We start from the raw sequence: 16,068 nt of genomic DNA, 5'->3' as shown, positions 1-16,068 counted from the left end.
CCCCGGACACCCCCGGAGGTCGCCTAGCCGTAGGTATCGCGCGGGCCACGCCCTGGAATCGATCTGCGGCCCCATTTCCAGGTGGGGACGTCCGGCCCCACGAACCGCACCGACGACACGCCCGCCTCGGGGTAGCGCGTCACGATCTGCGTGAGGATCTGCGCGCGCATGTAGGACAGGTTCTTGGCCCACGCCGTGGAGTCGCACTGGATGGTCAGCATGCCGTCCGTCAGGGACACGGGGCTGGAGTGCTGCGCGGTCTCGGCGCCGGACACGTCCTCCCACTGACGCACGAGGTCCTCGCGCGCCAGCTGGGGCGCCCACCCGTGCGCGCGCGTCAGCTTGTCGAGCGCGTCGCCGAGGGATCCGGGATCGCGGCCCTTCGTGAACGGCTGGTTCTCGTCGTCGTCGGTGCGGCGCTTCTTCTTGTTGCGCCACTGCGCGCGCCGGCTCGGCTCGAGGCCGCGCAACCGCAGGTACGTCGAGATGGTCTCGGGGATCTCGTCGTCGCTCATCCGACCTCATTCCCTGGTTCAGACGGGTCATCTCGACTCGGCTGCGCCTCGCTCGGCGACCGGGTGTCGATTGCTGAGCGACCGAGGGGAGCCGAAGCGATGGGCGCCGAACCCTCCAGCGGGTTCTCGCTCAGCGGACCGAGCACACGGCCGGCCTCGATGCGGACCGCGTTGACGCGCAGCGCCTCGGGCACGTCTCCCGCGACGGCGGCGGTCACGACCACCTGCTCGTAGCCCGCCACCACGCCCGCGAGCCGCGCGCGGCGGTCGGCGTCGAGCTCGGCGAACACGTCGTCGAGGATCAGGACCGGGTCGCCGCCCGGCGACTCCGTCCGCAGCAGCTCGGCCGACGCCAGCCGCAGGGCGAGCGCGACCGACCACGACTCGCCGTGCGAGGCGTAGCCCTTCACCGGCAGATCCCGCACGCGCAGGATCAGGTCGTCGCGGTGCGGGCCGACGAGCGTGAGGCCGCGGTCGAGCTCGGCCGCGCGCTTCTCCTGCAGCGCGGCGCGGAACAGGTCGGCGGTGCTGCCGCCGGCGACCTGGGGGTCGTCGGGTGCGGCATCCTCGCTGGCCTCCGGGTCCCCCCCGCGGATCGACAGCGCCCAGTCGAGCTCGGGCCGGTGGTCCTCCCCGGCGATCGCCGCGTACGCGGCGGCCACCGGCGCCGCGAGATCCTGCGCGAGCCGGTTCCGGGCGTCGATGATCTCCGATCCGAGCGCCACGAGCTTGTCGTCCCACACGTCCAGGGTCGGCAGCTGCGCCGACTTCAGGCCACGGGCCCGCGCCGACTTCAGCAGCGCCGTGCGCTGACGCAGCGTGCGGTCGTAGTCCGCGAGCACCGCGGACATCCGCGGCGCGCGCTGGATCAGCAGCTGGTCCGCGAAGCGGCGACGCGCGGACGGATCGCCGCGCACGATCTGCAGATCCTCCGGAGCGAACAGCACCACCTGCGCGTAGCGCGGCAGCTCATTGGTGCGGACGGGCGACCCGCCGATCCGCGCCTTGTTGGATCCGTGCTTGTTGAGCTGCAGCTCGAGGGTCACGCGCCGCTCGCCGTGCGCGAGCCGGGCGCGCACGAACGCGGCGTCGAAGCCCTCGCGCACCAGCGGCGCGTCGGCCGAGACGCGGTGCGATCCCAGCGTCGCGAGGTAGGCGATCGCCTCGGCCAGGTTCGTCTTGCCCTGACCGTTGCGCCCGACGAGCACGTTCGCCCCGGGCCGGAGCGTGAGCTCGGCTTCCGCGTAGTTGCGGAAGTCCTTCAAGCTCAGGTGCTCCACGATCATGATTCTTCTTCCCGCTTCGCGGGGTAGTGCTCGGGCGAGCGATCGATCGCTCGCCCGACGCTTCGCGCCGGGACTCGTGATCGAAGGCTGTCGCTGGCGCTCCATCCCGCGGATGTCGCGTTTTCGAGGTGGTCGGCAGTCGCTCCGCTCCACGCTCGCTTCGCTCGCACGGGCTTCACTTCCTCACTTGATTGGTCGTCCACGACAACTCAATCAGTACACGTCCGGTCTGACATGTGCCCCTGTGCGACCGAAGGGAGCGTGCCCCGAAGGGGCCGACCAGCGTGCCCCGACGGAGCCTGCGACGTCCATCGAACGCGAGCGCCGGCACGAAGTGTCGGCCGAGCGATCGATCAGCGCGCGGCGCGAGCGAAGCGAGCTACCGAAGAAGCAGATTCGGCTGCAGCAGGTACTTGAACGAGTCCTTGCCGGCCTGGTCGACCGAGGTCTGGCTCGTGATCAGCACCGGGCTGAGCTTGTTGGCGTTGTCGCTCGAGGTGAACGTGATGCGCACGAACTCGCTCTTCACCGCCGCGAGCGACTCGAGCAGGTACTGCGGGTTGAGGCCGAGCGTGACGTCCTCGCCCTGCAGGTGCGCGTCGACCGACTCGGACGCCCGCGCCTGCTCGCCGCCCGACGCGTCCATCGTGACGGACGACGTGGTGAACGTGAAGCGCAGCGGGGCCGAGCGGTCGAGAACGAGCGCCACGCGGCGCACCGCCTCCGTCAGGTCGGCGGTGCTGACGACCGCGTAGTGGTCGGTCTGCTCGGGGAACAGGCGGCGGACCGGCGGGAAGTTGCCCTTGATCAGCAGCGACGTCACGGTCTTGTTGCCCGCGGTGAACGCGATGATCTCGCGGTCGCCCGATCCGGAGAACGCGATCGAGATGTTGCCGCCGTGCGAGAAGGTCTTGCCGACCTCCTGCAGGGTGCGCGCGGGCACCAGCGCGTGCGCCTCCTGCTGGCCGCCGTCCCAGTCGATGTCGCGCAGCGCGACGCGGTAGCGGTCGGTCGCGACGAGGCTCAGCTGCTGGCCGGTGACCTCGAGCTGCACGCCCGTGAGCACCGGGGTGACGTCGTCGCGGGAGGCCGCGAACGCGACCTGCGAGATCGCGGTGGCGAAGTCATCCGCCGGCACGAGGCCCGACTCGCCGGTCACCTCGGGGATCGCGGGGTATTCCTCGACGGGCATCGACGCGAGGGCGAAGCGCGCCGACCCGCAGGTGAGGGCGATGTTGCCGTCGTCCTCGGTGGTCATCTGGATGGGGGCGTTCGGGAGTCGGCTCGCGATGTCCGACAGCAGGCGGCCGTGGACCAGGATCGTGCCGGGTTCGTCGATCGTCGCCTCGATCGTGGTGCGCGCGGAGGCCTCGTAGTCGAAGGCCGACAGCGCGAGGGCGCCGTCCTCGGTCGCCTCGATGAGGACGCCGGCCAGGATCGGCTGCGGGTTGCGCTGCGGCAGGAGCTTGACGACGAACGACACGGCCTCGCTGAAGACGTCGCGATTGACGTGGAACTTCACTTAGGGCTCCCTCGGGTGACTGCAGCCACGGATCCGCGTCCGTGGGCCTCCCATGCTAGTGCCCACCCAGGATTCCTGTGATTCCACGGCGATCGCCGGTCACGGTCATCGGAGTCCCGGTGAAGAGAAGTGATCTGTAGTCGTAGTAGCACCTGTGGAAAATGTGGATAACTCTGTGGATCCCCGTCGCGCGTAGGGAACTACAGAGTTGTGAGATGTGGATCCGCTGCGGACGGATCGGGGACGAAGACGGGGTCGCGACATCCGGGGTGACATGCGCATCCACACCGCGTTCGCGTGTCGTTCACAACCGCCAGCGCGTGTCTCAACAGTTATCCACAAGTTCTCCACAGGTGGGGAAAGTCTTATAGAGCCCGGGCCCGAGGGCTGTCAAGCGCGGATCGAGGCATACGTCACGAGGGCGGAGCGGACCCGCTCCGGAATGCCGGAAACCCGGTGGCTCAGGACGGCTCGATGACGCGCACCGGGGTGCCGTGCGCCCACGCGCGGACGTCCTCGCACGCGTCGGAATAGAAGGTCGCGTACTGCTCGCGGGTGACGTATCCGATGTGGGGCGTGAGCAGCGTGCGGGGCGCGGACAGCAGCGGATGGCCGCGCGGAAGCGGCTCCTCGTCGTGCACGTCGAGCGCGGCGCCGCCGAGCGCCCCGGACGACAGGGCGGCGATCAGCGCCCCGGTGTCCACCAGGCCGGCGCGGGCGGTGTTGACCAGCAGGCCGTCGGGGCCCAGGGCCTCGAGCTCGGCGCGGCCCACGATGCCCTGCGTGCGAGCCGAGAGCCGCAGGTGCAGCGTCGCGATGTCGGCGCGGGAGAACAGCTCGTGCCTGGACACGAGGCTCGCCCCGCACTCGGCGGCCCGGTCGGCGGTGAGGTGCTCGCTCCACGCGACGACCTCCATCCCGAACGCGCGCGCGTAGCGGGCCATCCGGCCGCCGATCTTCCCGAGGCCCACGATGCCGAGCGTGCGCCCGGACAGCTCCCGGCCGACGCCGGTCTGCCAGGGTCCGCCCCGCAGCGCCGCCTGCTGTCCCGGGATGTCGCGGACCGCGCTCATCAGCAGCGCCCACGACAGCTCCGGGGCCGCGTGCGCCGACGCGCGGGTGCCGCACACGGTGATGCCGAGCTCCCGCGCCGCGGCGACGTCGATCGACGCGTTCGCCGCCCCGGTCGTCACCAGCAGCTCGAGCCGCGGCAGGCGCGTCAGCACGCGACGCGGGAACGGGGTCCGCTCCCGCATGGCGACGACCGCCGTCGCGTCCGCGAGATCGGCGACGAGCGCATCCTCGTCCGGATGATGCTCGCGCACCGCGCGGACCTGCCAGCCGTCGAGCTCGTGCCAGGGCGCGAGGTCCCGCGCGACACCCTGGTAGTCGTCGAGGAGGACCAGGGTGCGCGTCATGGGAGGAGCCGTCAGCGGCGGCCGAGCTGTGTCGTGATCTCGGTGACCTGGTTGTAGATCGAGCGGCGCTCCTTCATGAGCTCGCTGATCTTCTTGTAGGCGTACATCACCGTCGTGTGGTCGCGGCCGCCGAACAGCTGCCCGATCTTGGGCAGCGACAGGCTGGTGCGCTCACGGCACAGGTACATCGCGATCTGGCGAGCCTGCGCGACGGCCTGCGAGCGGCTGGAACCGTAGAGGTCGTCGACCGTCAGCTTGAAGTAGGCCGCGGTCGCCGTGATGATGTCGTTCTCCGACACCACGTTGTCCTCGGTCTGGTCGACGATGTCGCGCAGCACGTTCTGGGCGAGCTGGATGTCGACATCCGACCGGTTCAGGCTGGCGAACGCCGACACGCGGATGAGTGCGCCCTCGAGCTCGCGGATGTTCGTGGAGACGACGGTGGCGATGTACTCCACGACGTCGTCGGGGATGTACAGGCGCTCGGACTGCGCTTTCTTGCGCAGGATCGCGATGCGCGTCTCGAGGTCGGGTGCCTGCACGTCGGTGATCAGGCCCCACTCGAAGCGGCTGCGCATCCGGTCCTCGAAGCCCGTCAGGTGCTTGGGGGCGACGTCCGAGGTGATCACGACCTGCTTGTCGTGGTCGTGCAGCGTGTTGAAGGTGTGGAAGAAGGCCTCCTGCGTCTCGGCCTTCCCCTGCAGGAACTGGATGTCGTCGATCAGCAGGATGTCCACGTCGCGGTAGCGCGCGTTGAACGCGGCGCCGCGGTTGTTGGCGATCGAGTTGATGAAGTCGTTCGTGAACTCCTCGCTCGACACGTACCGCACGCGCACGCCGGCGAACAGGCTCTGCGCGTAGTCGCCGATCGCGTGCAGCAGGTGCGTCTTGCCGAGACCCGAGTCGCCGTAGATGAACAGCGGGTTGTACGCCTTGGCCGGCGCCTCGGCGACCGCGACCGCGGCGGCGTGGGCGAAGCGGTTCGACTGGCCGATGACGAAGTTGTCGAAGGTGTACTTCGGGTTCAGGCGCGTGTCGCTGCGGCTCGGGGTCTGCGGCTCCGGCGGCGTCTCGACCGGACGCTGCTGCGGGGGCGGGGTCTCGAGCGGGGGCAGGCTCGCGGGCAGCTGCACCTCGGACAGGTCGGGGCTGACGGTCACGCGGAACGACTGCGCGTCGTCCCCGATCCGGGCGAGCGCATCCATGATCGGCTCGCGCAGGCGCTTGGTGATCTGCGCCGCCGTGAGGTCGTTCGGGACGGCCAGATACAGGGTGCCGCCCATCACGCCCTCGGCGACGACGAGACTGAGGAACCCCTTCATCGGAGGCGTGACGCGATCGTCCCGCCCGAGCTCGCTCAGGACGGCGCGCCAGACGGGGACCTCCGGGATCCGCTGTCCGGACGGGTCGTCGTGCGTGGACATGGGCCCCCTCGTGAGTGCTGGACGATCCACAGGGCATCCTCTCGGGTGAGGGCTCTGCGCCGCGATCATGCGGCTCATCCTGTGGATAACTGGTGCCACGCTAGTCACCGCGGGGCGCGACGGCAAACCCTGCGCCGCCCCGTGGCGGGAGGGATGCGTGTCCCTGCGCGCGAGCGCCGGGTGCTGTGGAGATACTGTCAGGTTGCCGCGCTGGTTTGCGAGAATCACAGGCGCGGACGTAACCTAGGTCGGTTGACTTATGCCTTCGCGGCATTCCCGTACCATCCACGTCTCCGGCAGCATCCATCCCGGTGACATCTTCTCCGGAGTGATTCCATGAGCAAGCGCACTTTCCAGCCCAACAACCGTCGTCGCGCCAAGAAGCACGGCTTCCGCGCCCGCATGCGCACGCGTGCCGGCCGCGCGATCCTCGCCGCGCGTCGCGGCAAGGGCCGCACCGAGCTGTCGGCGTAACACCTTCTCCCGGCCACCCGCTGGACCGTGCTCGCGCGGCCGAGGCGCCTCACCCGCGGCGACGACTACAGGCTCGTCGTCCGTCGGGGCGCTCGGTGCGCGGGGGCGAACACGGTGACCCACGTGATCCTGACAGCCGAGCCGCGCGCCGCGCGGTTCGGCTTCATCGTGTCCAAGGCCGTCGGCAATGCGGTCACGCGCAACACGGTGCGTCGACGCCTCAAGGCGGTGTGCGCCGAGGCGCTGCCGGATGTCCGCGAGGGAGCCGACGTGGTGATCCGCGCTCTGCCGTCCGCCGCGACCGCGTCGTTCTCCGACCTGCGCGCCGAGGTCACGCGCTGCCTGGCCCGACGCGCCGCCGCGGACACCGGATCGGGCGACTCGCGATGAGCGTGCTGCCGGCGTCGGCCCGCGGGAACGCGCGCTTCCACGTCTCGGGCACGATGTCGGCCGTGCCGCTGCTGCCGCGCAACGCCGGCCTCGCTCTCCTCCACGGCTACCGCGCCGTGATCTCCCCGCTCTACGGCGACGTCTGCCGCTACTACCCGTCGTGCTCGGCCTACGCCGTCACCGCGGTCCAGCAGCACGGACTCGTCAAGGGATCGGTGCTCGCCGCCGCGCGCATCGCCCGCTGCCACCCCTGGGCGGCCGGCGGGCAGGATGACGTGCACCCGCACCGGGCCTTCCGCTACGACCTCACTCCCCACGGCTTCGTCGTGCCCGCTCGAAAGGACTGATCCCTCGTGGATTTCTTCGGAACGATCCTCTGGCCCCTGAAGTGGGCCGTCGAGGCCATCCTCGTCGCCTGGCACTGGCTGTTCACCAGCGTCGGCCTGCCGGCCACGGGCGGCATCACCTGGATGCTGTCGATCCTGGGTGTCGTGCTCGTCGTCCGCGGCGCGCTGGTGCCGCTGTTCGTGCGGCAGATCAAGAGCCAGCGGGCGATGATGGAGCTCGCTCCGGAGATCCGGAAGATCCAGGATCGCTACAAGGGCAAGCGCGATCAGCTCTCTCGTGAGGCCATGAGCCGCGAGACCATGGACCTGTACAAGAAGCACGGCTCCAGCCCGCTCAGCGGCTGCTGGCCCCTGCTCGTGCAGATGCCGATCTTCTTCTCGATGTACTACACGCTGAGCGACGTGAAGCACCACGCGGACGCGGGCGTGGGCGGCGTCGGCCTGCTGGGCGCCGATCTCACGAAGCAGTTCAATGCGGCCAAGCTGTTCGAGATCGCGCCGTTCCACCAGACGCTCGGCGAGGCGTGGGCCGCCGGCCAGACCGCGACGATCATCATCCTGATCGTGCTCGTGATCCTGATGATCGCGTCGCAGTTCTACACGCAGCTGCAGATCATCTCGAAGAACCTCTCCCCCGAGGCCAAGACCGGCCAGGCCTACCAGATGCAGCGCATCATGCTCTACATCCTGCCCCTGGGCTTCATCTTCTCGGGCGTCTTCTTCCCCCTCGGCGTCGTCCTGTACTGGTTCTTCTCGAACCTGTGGACGATGGGCCAGCAGTTCCTCGTCATCCGCGAGATGCCGACCCCCGGATCCGAGGCCGCGAAGGCGCGCGAGGAGCGCCTTGCACGCCGCGGCAAGGCCCTCGACGCCAAGGGGCGGGTCGTGCCGATGGCCGTGTACGAGGCGGAGCAGCAGCGCCTGCTCGAGGAGAACGAGAAGCGAAAGGCCGCACAGCCCAAGCGTCAGCAGCCGATGAGCAAGCAGCGGGCCAAGAAGCAGGGCCCGCAGCGACCCGATGACGACGGATCCGTCGGATCCCCGGCCAAGTAATACCTTCTGATCAGGCTTTATTCGTCTCCGATCCCGAGGACACGCACATGACCACGACTCCCGTCACGGGCGACGCCCCCAGCGACGCCGAGCTCGAAGCGGAGGGCGACATCGCCGCCGACTACGTCGAGGGCCTGCTCGACATCGCCGACATCGACGGCGACCTCACGCTCGATGTGAAGCAGGGCCGCGCGTACGTCTCGGTGGAGTCCGACGACGAGTCGCTGTCGACGCTCGCGCACCCGGACACGGTGCAGGCGCTGCAGGAGCTCACGCGTCTCGCGGTGCAGGCCAAGACGGGGCGCTTCTCGCGGCTGATCCTGGATGTCGGCGGCTCGCGCGACGCGCGTCAGCGCCAGCTCGAGAAGCTGGTCGACGCCGCCGTGGCCCGCCTCGACGAGGGGGCCTCGCAGGCGTCGCTGCCGGCCATGTCGAGCTATGAACGCAAGCTCGTGCACGACATCGTCGCCGACCGCGGTCTGGTGTCGGAGTCGTACGGCGACGGCGCGGACCGCCACACCGTCATCCGCCGGGCGTGATCGTGGAGGGCCTGGAGCCGGAGCCCGCGGCCGCGGCCGCGCTGTTCGGCGACGGCGTCGATCGGGCCCGCGCGTTCGCCGCGGCCCTGGCCGAGCACGGCGAGGAGCGCGGGCTGATCGGCCCGCAGGAGCTGCCGCGCCTGTGGACGCGCCACATCCTGAACAGCGCGATCGCCGCTCCCCTCTTCCCCGCCGACGGCACCGTCGGCGATGTGGGATCGGGAGCCGGTCTGCCGGGCCTGGTGCTCGCGATCGCCCGCCCGGATGTGCGGTGGGTGCTGATCGAGCCGATGGAGCGCCGCGTCGCCTGGCTGGAGGAGCAGGTCGCCGCCTTGGGCCTCACGAACGTCGAGGTGCTGCGCGCGCGGGCCAAGGACGCGGGTCGGTATGAGGGCGTGCTGGATGCCGTGACCGCGCGCGCCGTGAGCGCGCTGCGCAAGCTGATCCCGTGGGTCGCGCCCCTCGCGCGCGACGGCGGCGAGCTGATCCTGCTCAAGGGCATGGGCGCGCCCGGCGAGATCGAGGCGGCGCAGAAGGCGATCCGCAAGTACAAGCTGTCGGAGGTGCGCGTCGAGGTCCTGGGCGAGGGTGTGCTCACCGAGGAGACCCGCGTGGTGAGGGCTGTCGTCCGCGGCTGAGGTCTCGCGACGCGGATGTTTCACGTGAAACGTCGCTCGGATCTGTGGGCGGTGGCTCGCTCCACTCCTCCACTCCCCCACTGTCGCGGCGTGGGCGCCACGGGGTACGTGCACCTGCTCCGCTGCGACGACGGCTCGCTCTCTCGCGGCAGCGAGTGGCAGCCGATCGAGCGGGCGAGTGCGGCAGCACCTGAACCGCCTCGGTTCGGTGCAGACGAACTCCCCTCTGTGCGCTCGGTGGCTCTCACCAGCGAAGCAGGACCTGGTCGGGGGGTGGGTGTTTCACGTGAAACGCCCGCCATGATGTTCCATTGCTGGATCGAGCGAGCCGCGCTGGTGCCCGAGTCGAGTGAGCGGACCGCAGGGAACTGACTGTGCCGCCCGGCCCGAATTGGGGTGTCTTCCTCGCTAGTCGAGGGAAGAGAAGCGCTGCGCCAGCGCTCGAGTGGAAACCCCGGCCCCGGGCGCCGTCGCGTTTCACGTGAAACATTCGGCACCGGTAGTTTGGAGAGGTGCAGAAGCGGCGGCGTGTCGGGCTGGTGGTGAACCCCACCGCCGGTGGTGGCAGCGCCAAGGATGTGGGCACCACCCTCGCGCGTCGGCTCGTCGAGGAAGGATTCGACGTGATCGGACTTTCGGCCCTCAGTGCAGAGGTCGCTCTCGACAACGTGCGTCGGCAGGTCGGCGAGGTGATCGCGCTCGTCGTCGTCGGCGGTGACGGGATGGTGCACCTCGGGATCCAGGCCGTCGCCGAGACGCAGATCCCTCTCGGAGTGATCCCGGTCGGCACGGGTAATGACTTCGCGGCGGCGGCCCGCATTCCCTCGCATCCGGATCGCGCGGTGGATGAGCTGGTGCGACGGCTCGCCGATGGTGCGGAACCCCGCGTGGTCGACCTCCTTCACGTCGAGGGCGAAGGCGTTGAGAACGCCCCCGCCCGGTGGGTCGCCGGTGCGGTGTCGGCTGGGCTGGACGCGGCGGTGAACGCGCGCGCGAACGGGATGCGCTTCCCGCGCGGATCTTCGCGCTACGTGATCGCCGCGATCCGGGAGATCCTGGGGTATCGCTCGTGGGGATATCGGCTCGCGGTCCAGGGCGTCTCGCTCACTCCGCCGCAGCGCAGCCAGCTCGAGAGCTTTCCGGGGATGCTCGTCGGCTCGCCGGACGCCCGCAACGAGCACGAGGTGACCTGGGAGGACCGCGGAGCGCTCGTCACCGCCGCGAACGGCTCCACGCTGGGCGGCGGCATCCGCATCGCTCCCAATGCTCGCATCGACGACGGATCGTTCGAGCTCGTGATCGCGCGGGATGTGGGGCGGATGACCGCGGGTCGGCTGTTCCCGCTCATGATCGCGGGCGCGCACCTTCGCTCGGCGCACCTGCGAGCCATCTCGGGTCGCGCCGTCACGATCGAGTCACTCGATCCGCCGGAGCGCGGTCCCGCCGTTTACGGTGACGGCGAGCGAATCGGCCTTCTGCCGGTGCGGGTCGAGGTGAGGCGAAGGGCCCTTCGCCTGCTCGCGTGACGATGTTTCACGTGAAACGTGGTGGGACGTCGGCGATCGCTGCGCCCGTCTCCTCACCCAGCGAGGGATGCGGCGAGCGGGTCCCGGGCGACACGCGGAGGGTGTCGGTGCGGGCGGTTAGAGTGGGAGAGGCCAGTTGCTCGCGAAGGGAAGAGTGTTTCACGTGAAACAGTCCGAGAAGGCGGCGTCGTTCGCACTCCCCGACGACACCCCTCTCGCACGAGAGCTGGCCGATCTGTCGGCGCGGCGTCGCGCGCTGGAGGCGGTGCAGGTGGAGTTCCCCGGGCGCACCCGGATCATGACGATCTCCAACCAGAAGGGTGGCGTCGGCAAGACCACCACCACGGTCAACATCGCCGCCGCACTCGCCTCCCTCGGTGGCCGGGTGCTCGTGATCGACCTCGACCCGCAGGGCAACGCATCGACGGCCCTGGGCATCCCCCACAGTGCCGACACCCCGAGCATCTACGACGTTCTCATCGACGGCTTCCCGCTGTCCGATGTCGTGCAGCAGAGCCCGGAGTCCGAGACGCTGTTCTGCGCCCCCAGCAACATCCACCTCGCCGGCGCGGAGATCGAGCTCGTCACGCAGGTCGCGCGCGAGCAGCGGCTCAAGACCGCGATCGACGAGCACGTGCGCGCGCAGGAGACGCCGCTCGACTTCATCCTGATCGACTGCCCGCCATCTCTCGGCCTGCTCACGATCAATGCCTTCACGGCGGCGGAGGAGGTCTTCCTGCCGATCCAGTGCGAGTACTACGCGCTCGAGGGACTCAGCCAGCTGCTGGGCAACGTCAAGATGATCCAGAAGCACCTCAATCCGCGGCTGCATTTGTCGACCATCCTGCTGACCATGTACGACGGGCGCACCAAGCTTGCGCAGCAGGTCGCCGATGAGGTGCGCAATCACTTCGAAACCGAGGTGCTGCACACGATGATCCCCAGGTCAGTCCGGATTTCCGAGGCTCCGAGCTTCGGACAGACGGTCATCGCCTACGACGGCAACTCGGCCGGCGCGATCGCCTATCGGGAGGCCGCGGTCGAGATCGTGCGGCGCAGTCACAACGAGGCCGCCGCGAACGTCGCGGCGGGAGAGGAAGCCTGATGGCGAAGCGAACGGGACTGGGACGGGGCATCGGCGCGCTGATCCCCACGGCGGAGTCGAGCGAGGCGCGCCCGGTCGACGTGTTCTTCCCCGGGGCCCCCACCAAGAAGGCGGCGGAGGCGGCCGATACCGCGACGCGAGCCGCGACGGCCCAGGCGGCGGAGGAGCTCGTCGCGGTGCCCGGCGCACGCCTCGTGCACATCGACCCGCACAGCATCGTTCCCAACCCCCGCCAGCCGCGCACGCACTTCGACCCCGAGGACCTCGCCGAGCTGGTCCACAGCGTCCGCGAGTTCGGCGTGCTGCAGCCCGTCGTCGTGCGAGACAAGGGCGACGGCACCTATGAGCTCATCATGGGCGAGCGCCGCACGCGCGCCTCGCGCGAGGCCGGCCTCACGGAGATCCCGGCCATCGTGCGGGACACCGAGGACGAGCACCTGCTGCGCGACGCCCTGCTCGAGAACCTGCACCGCTCCGAGCTGAACCCGCTCGAGGAGGCGTCGGCGTATCAGCAGCTGCTCGAGGACTTCGGGATCACGCAGGACGAGCTCGCCAAGCGGATCGGCCGCTCGCGCCCGCAGATCAGCAACACCATCCGCCTGCTGCGCCTTCCGGTGCCGGTGCAGCAGCGGGTCGCCGCCGGTGTCCTGAGCGCCGGACACGCGCGCGCGATCCTGTCGCTCGAGGACGCGGATGCCATGCAGCGCCTGTCGGACAAGATCGTCAACGAGGACCTGTCGGTGCGCGCCGCCGAGTCCGCGGCCAAGACCGTCGCGGCCGAGTCCGGCCCCCGCTCCCCCAAGCCGCAGCCCGGCGCGCGGCGGGCGTTCCTCAACGACGTCGCCGACCGGCTCGGCGACCGCCTGAACACCAAGGTGAAGATCGACCTGACCTCCCGCAAGGGCCAGATCAAGATCGACTTCGCGACGATCCAGGACCTCAACCGGATCCTCACCGAGCTCGGCGAAGAGGGCTACGGCAACTGAGCCTGCGAGGTCTTCGTCTATGCACGGACCCCATCCCCGTCAAGGGGGTGGGGTCCTTCGTGTGTCGTCCCTAGCGTGTGAGGCACACAGACCATCACGCCAAGGAGGCCCTCGTGACAGACGACACTCTCAGCCAGGACGATCCGCGTGAACCCTCGGGTGAGTTCCCCGAGCAGCAGCAGCCCACGCAGCCCGGCCTGACGGACGAGATGGATCCGACCCCCGACCACGGCGAGACCAGCTGGGTCGGCCGCGGCCGGCTCGAGGGACGCAGGGCCCTCATCACGGGCGGTGACTCCGGGATCGGACGCGCGGTCGCGATCGCGTACGCCAGGGAGGGCGCGGACGTCGCGATCGTGTATCTGCCAGAGGAGGAGCAGGACGCCCAGGTCACCGAGCGCCTCGTGCGCGAGGCCGGTCGGAAGTGCGTGCTGCTGCCAGCCGACCTCACCGAGGAGCGGGCCTGCATCGACGTGGTCGCCAGCGCCCGGCAGGAGCTGGGTGGCCTCGACATCCTCATTCCCAACGCGGCATACCAGCGCCAGCGCGACGGCGTGGACACGCTCTCGGCCTCGGAGATCGACCGCACGTTCCACACCAATCTGGTCTCGACGATGCTGCTCGCACGGGAGGCCGTGCCGCATATGTCGCCTGGGGCATCCATCATCGTGACCACCTCGATCCAGGCATCGAACCCCGCCCCGGGGCTGCTCGACTACGCCATGACGAAGGCGGCGCTCGTCGCGTTCACGCAGGCGCTCGCGCAGGAACTCGGGGAGAAGGGGATCCGCGTCAACGCGGTGGCGCCCGGTCCCATCTGGACGCCGCTGATCCCCGCCACCGGGTTCCCCGCCGACAAGGTGAAGGGGTTCGGGGCGGACACCCCGCTCGGCCGTGCGGGCCAGCCGGCCGAGCTCGCGGGGGCCTACGTGTATCTGGCCAGCAACGAGGCGTCGTACACGTCCGGCGCCGTCCTGCCGGTGACCGGCGGAAAGGGGTTCTGACATGCCGAACAGCAGCATCAAGGACGAGGAGCTCTACGAGAAGCTCCGCGACGAGGGGAACTCGAAGGAGAAGGCCGCCCGGATCTCGAACGCGGCGGCGCGCGACGGGCGCGACGAGGTGGGCGAGCGCGGCGGGCACGCCGAGAACTACGAGGACCGCACGGTCGACGAGCTCCGCAAGCGCGCGAAGGACGTCGGCATCGAGGGCTACTCGAAGCTCAAGAAGGGCGAGCTGATCGACAAGCTGCGCAACCACTGACGCCGCGCGCACGCGAAGGGGCCGGAGGGAGCGACACCCTCCGGCCCCTTCGACGTCCTCGACGGGTCAGTCGCGCCCGAGCTGCCGGGCGACCTCCGCGTCCACGGTGCGGATCGTCGCGGTGTCGACATCCGGGATCGCAGCCTCGTAGCGCGCCTGACGGCGACGGAGCCAGAACCCGCCGACCAGCAGCACCGCCAGCGCCACGTAGATGACGATCGAGACCGGGTTGCGCACCAGGATCGAGGGATCGCCCTGGCTGATCGCCATGGCCTTCCGCAGCTGCTCCTCGGCCATCGGGCCCAGGATGCCGCCGACCACCATGGGAGCGACGGGATATCCGTGGCGGCGCATGAAGAACCCCAGGACGCCGAGGAACATCAGCAGTGCGATGTCGAACACCTGGAAGTTGGCGGCGTACGCGCCGAGGCCGGCGAACACCAGGATGCCCGCGTACAGATACGGCCGCGGGATCTGCAGCACCTTCGCCCACAGCCCCACGAGCGGCAGGTTCAGGATGACCAGCACCACGTTGCCGATGTAGAGGCTCGCGATGAGCGCCCACACGAGCGCCGGCTGGTGCTCGAACAGCAGCGGTCCGGGCTGGATGCCGTACGTGGTGAACGCCGAGATGATCATCGCGGCCGTCGCGGTGGTCGGGATGCCGAGGGTCAGCAGCGGCACGAGCACGCCCGCGGCGGCGGCGTTGTTCGCCGCCTCCGGCCCCGCGACGCCCTCGATCGCGCCCTTGCCGAACTGCTGCCGGTAGGGCTCGCGCGTGAGCTTCTTCTCGGTCGCGTACGACAGGAATGTCGCGACGTCGGCGCCGCCGGCCGGGATCGATCCGATCGGGAAGCCGATCACGGTGCCGCGCAGCACGGCTTCCAGGAGCGCTTCCAGTCGCTCCGGGTCATCCACGTCCGCCAGCTGCCGGAGACCGGCCGGATCGGCGGCGTGCCGTGCCGCAGGCGGGAGCCGATGTGCAGCGCCTCGCCCACCGCGAACAGGCCCACCGCGACGATCACGACGTCGATGCCGTCGCCGAGGTTCGGGATGCCGAACGTGAAACGCGCCTGCCCCGTCAGGGTGTCGGTGCCGACGAGGCCGATGAACAGGCCGAGCGACAGCGACACCATGCCGCGCACCGGGCTGCCTCCGAGCAGCGCGCCGATCGTCAGGAACGCGACGATCATGAGCGCGAAGTAGTCGGCGGGGGCGAACGTCTTGGCGAAGTCGGCGATGGCGGGCGCGAAGAACGTCAGCGCGACGGTCGCGATCGTGCCGGCCACGAAGGATCCGATCGCCGCGGTCGCAAGGGCCGCGGCCGCGCGACCGGCGCGGGCCATCTTGTTGCCCTCCATCGCAGTGACGATCGAGGACGACTCGCCGGGGGTGTTCAGCAGGATGGAGGTGGTCGATCCGCCGTACATGCCGCCGTAGTAGATGCCGGCGAACATGATGATCGCCGAGGTCACGTCGAGCGTGTAGGTCAGCGGCAGCAGCAGCGCGACGGTCATGGCCGGGCCGATGCCGGGCAGCACGCCGACCGCGGTGCCGAGCAGCACGCCGATGAACGCGTACA

General features: G+C 69.8%; 16 protein-coding genes and 2 pseudogenes. 11 read left to right on the top strand and 7 right to left on the bottom strand.

Translation table 11 applies throughout. The annotated features are described in order from the left end of the window. Window positions 1-23: 23 nt before the first annotated feature. The 6 genes and pseudogenes from AAD528_RS08735 to AAD528_RS15510 all read right to left on the bottom strand — a co-directional run. Complete coding sequence (locus tag AAD528_RS08735; RefSeq protein WP_345751687.1) at window positions 24-515, bottom strand: DciA family protein; 492 nt, start codon at window positions 513-515, stop codon at window positions 24-26. Beyond that, a complete protein-coding gene (recF, locus tag AAD528_RS08730) occupies window positions 512-1,801 on the bottom strand; it encodes a DNA replication/repair protein RecF (protein ID WP_345751686.1) in 1,290 nt (429 codons plus the stop codon). The genes AAD528_RS08735 and recF overlap by 4 nt, the downstream gene beginning before the upstream one ends. A 379-nt stretch (window positions 1,802-2,180) precedes the next feature. Beyond that, complete coding sequence (dnaN, locus tag AAD528_RS08725; protein ID WP_345751685.1) at window positions 2,181-3,323, bottom strand: DNA polymerase III subunit beta; 1,143 nt, start codon at window positions 3,321-3,323, stop codon at window positions 2,181-2,183. Between the two features lie 461 nt (window positions 3,324-3,784). Then, window positions 3,785-4,741, bottom strand: a complete 957-nt coding sequence (locus AAD528_RS08720; protein WP_345751684.1) for a D-2-hydroxyacid dehydrogenase family protein — start codon at window positions 4,739-4,741, stop codon at window positions 3,785-3,787. Window positions 4,742-4,752: 11 nt separating this feature from the next. Next, on the bottom strand, window positions 4,753-6,006 hold the full coding sequence (gene dnaA / locus AAD528_RS08715; RefSeq protein WP_375339601.1) for a chromosomal replication initiator protein DnaA: 1,254 nt from the start codon (window positions 6,004-6,006) through the stop codon (window positions 4,753-4,755). Continuing rightward, window positions 5,979-6,165 (bottom strand): annotated as a pseudogene (locus AAD528_RS15510) (chromosomal replication initiator protein DnaA); the annotation flags it as partial. The gene dnaA and the pseudogene AAD528_RS15510, both read right to left, overlap by 28 nt. Before the next feature lie 336 nt (window positions 6,166-6,501). Here AAD528_RS15510 and rpmH point away from each other — a divergent pair. The 11 genes from rpmH (at window position 6,502) to AAD528_RS08660 (ending at window position 14,486) form a co-directional block, all read left to right on the top strand. Then, window positions 6,502-6,639 (top strand): 50S ribosomal protein L34, encoded by a 138-nt coding sequence (gene rpmH, locus AAD528_RS08710; protein WP_043595303.1) that lies wholly within the window; start codon window positions 6,502-6,504, stop codon window positions 6,637-6,639. Between the two features lie 27 nt (window positions 6,640-6,666). Further along, on the top strand, window positions 6,667-7,029 hold the full coding sequence (rnpA, locus tag AAD528_RS08705; RefSeq protein ID WP_345751682.1) for a ribonuclease P protein component: 363 nt from the start codon (window positions 6,667-6,669) through the stop codon (window positions 7,027-7,029). After that, entirely contained in the window at window positions 7,026-7,376 is a 351-nt protein-coding gene (yidD, locus tag AAD528_RS08700; protein WP_345751681.1) for a membrane protein insertion efficiency factor YidD, read from the top strand. Before rnpA ends, yidD begins: the two co-directional genes overlap by 4 nt. A gap of 6 nt (window positions 7,377-7,382) precedes the next feature. Beyond that, the gene (gene yidC / locus AAD528_RS08695) at window positions 7,383-8,429 is read left to right on the top strand and encodes a membrane protein insertase YidC (RefSeq protein ID WP_345751680.1); all 1,047 of its coding nucleotides are present in this window, start codon (window positions 7,383-7,385) and stop codon (window positions 8,427-8,429) included. Between the two features lie 47 nt (window positions 8,430-8,476). Then, a complete protein-coding gene (locus tag AAD528_RS08690; RefSeq protein WP_345751679.1) occupies window positions 8,477-8,968 on the top strand; it encodes a Jag family protein in 492 nt (163 codons plus the stop codon). Between the two features lie 2 nt (window positions 8,969-8,970). Then, window positions 8,971-9,606, top strand: coding sequence for a 16S rRNA (guanine(527)-N(7))-methyltransferase RsmG (gene rsmG, locus AAD528_RS08685; protein WP_345751903.1), 636 nt, complete (start codon window positions 8,971-8,973; stop codon window positions 9,604-9,606). Window positions 9,607-10,118: 512 nt separating this feature from the next. Beyond that, the gene (locus AAD528_RS08680; RefSeq protein WP_345751678.1) at window positions 10,119-11,132 is read left to right on the top strand and encodes a diacylglycerol/lipid kinase family protein; all 1,014 of its coding nucleotides are present in this window, start codon (window positions 10,119-10,121) and stop codon (window positions 11,130-11,132) included. Between the two features lie 163 nt (window positions 11,133-11,295). Beyond that, a complete protein-coding gene (locus tag AAD528_RS08675; protein WP_345751677.1) occupies window positions 11,296-12,237 on the top strand; it encodes a ParA family protein in 942 nt (313 codons plus the stop codon). Then, complete coding sequence (locus AAD528_RS08670; protein WP_345751676.1) at window positions 12,237-13,223, top strand: ParB/RepB/Spo0J family partition protein; 987 nt, start codon at window positions 12,237-12,239, stop codon at window positions 13,221-13,223. The genes AAD528_RS08675 and AAD528_RS08670 overlap by 1 nt, the downstream gene beginning before the upstream one ends. 113 nt (window positions 13,224-13,336) lie before the next feature. Beyond that, the gene (locus AAD528_RS08665; RefSeq protein ID WP_345751675.1) at window positions 13,337-14,227 is read left to right on the top strand and encodes an SDR family oxidoreductase; all 891 of its coding nucleotides are present in this window, start codon (window positions 13,337-13,339) and stop codon (window positions 14,225-14,227) included. Window position 14,228: 1 nt separating this feature from the next. Then, entirely contained in the window at window positions 14,229-14,486 is a 258-nt protein-coding gene (locus tag AAD528_RS08660) for a DUF7218 family protein (protein WP_345751674.1), read from the top strand. A gap of 66 nt (window positions 14,487-14,552) precedes the next feature. On the opposite strand, the pseudogene AAD528_RS08655 reads toward AAD528_RS08660, so the two are convergent. Further along, window positions 14,553-16,027, bottom strand: a pseudogene (locus AAD528_RS08655) (tripartite tricarboxylate transporter permease). Between the last annotated feature and the right edge of the window lie 41 nt (window positions 16,028-16,068).

This window comes from Microbacterium rhizophilum (genome assembly GCF_039605615.1).
GTDB classification, from domain to species: domain Bacteria; phylum Actinomycetota; class Actinomycetes; order Actinomycetales; family Microbacteriaceae; genus Microbacterium; species Microbacterium rhizophilus.
The sequence above is the reverse complement of the archived record's forward strand: the minus strand, read 5'-3'. Positions and strand labels throughout refer to the sequence as shown.

Excerpts from the sequence above, each read along its gene's own strand:
- recF (WP_345751686.1), bottom strand. The coding sequence starts at position 1,801 with ATGATCGTGGAGCACCTGAGCTTGAAGGACTTCCGCAACTACGCGGAA.
- AAD528_RS08735 (WP_345751687.1), bottom strand. The coding sequence starts at position 515 with ATGAGCGACGACGAGATCCCCGAGACCATCTCGACGTACCTGCGGTTG.
- rpmH (WP_043595303.1), top strand. The coding sequence starts at position 6,502 with ATGAGCAAGCGCACTTTCCAGCCCAACAACCGTCGTCGCGCCAAGAAG.
- AAD528_RS08690 (WP_345751679.1), top strand. The coding sequence starts at position 8,477 with ATGACCACGACTCCCGTCACGGGCGACGCCCCCAGCGACGCCGAGCTC.
- yidD (WP_345751681.1), top strand. The coding sequence starts at position 7,026 with ATGAGCGTGCTGCCGGCGTCGGCCCGCGGGAACGCGCGCTTCCACGTC.
- AAD528_RS08720 (WP_345751684.1), bottom strand. The coding sequence starts at position 4,741 with ATGACGCGCACCCTGGTCCTCCTCGACGACTACCAGGGTGTCGCGCGG.
- AAD528_RS08670 (WP_345751676.1), top strand. The coding sequence starts at position 12,237 with ATGGCGAAGCGAACGGGACTGGGACGGGGCATCGGCGCGCTGATCCCC.
- AAD528_RS08660 (WP_345751674.1), top strand. The coding sequence starts at position 14,229 with ATGCCGAACAGCAGCATCAAGGACGAGGAGCTCTACGAGAAGCTCCGC.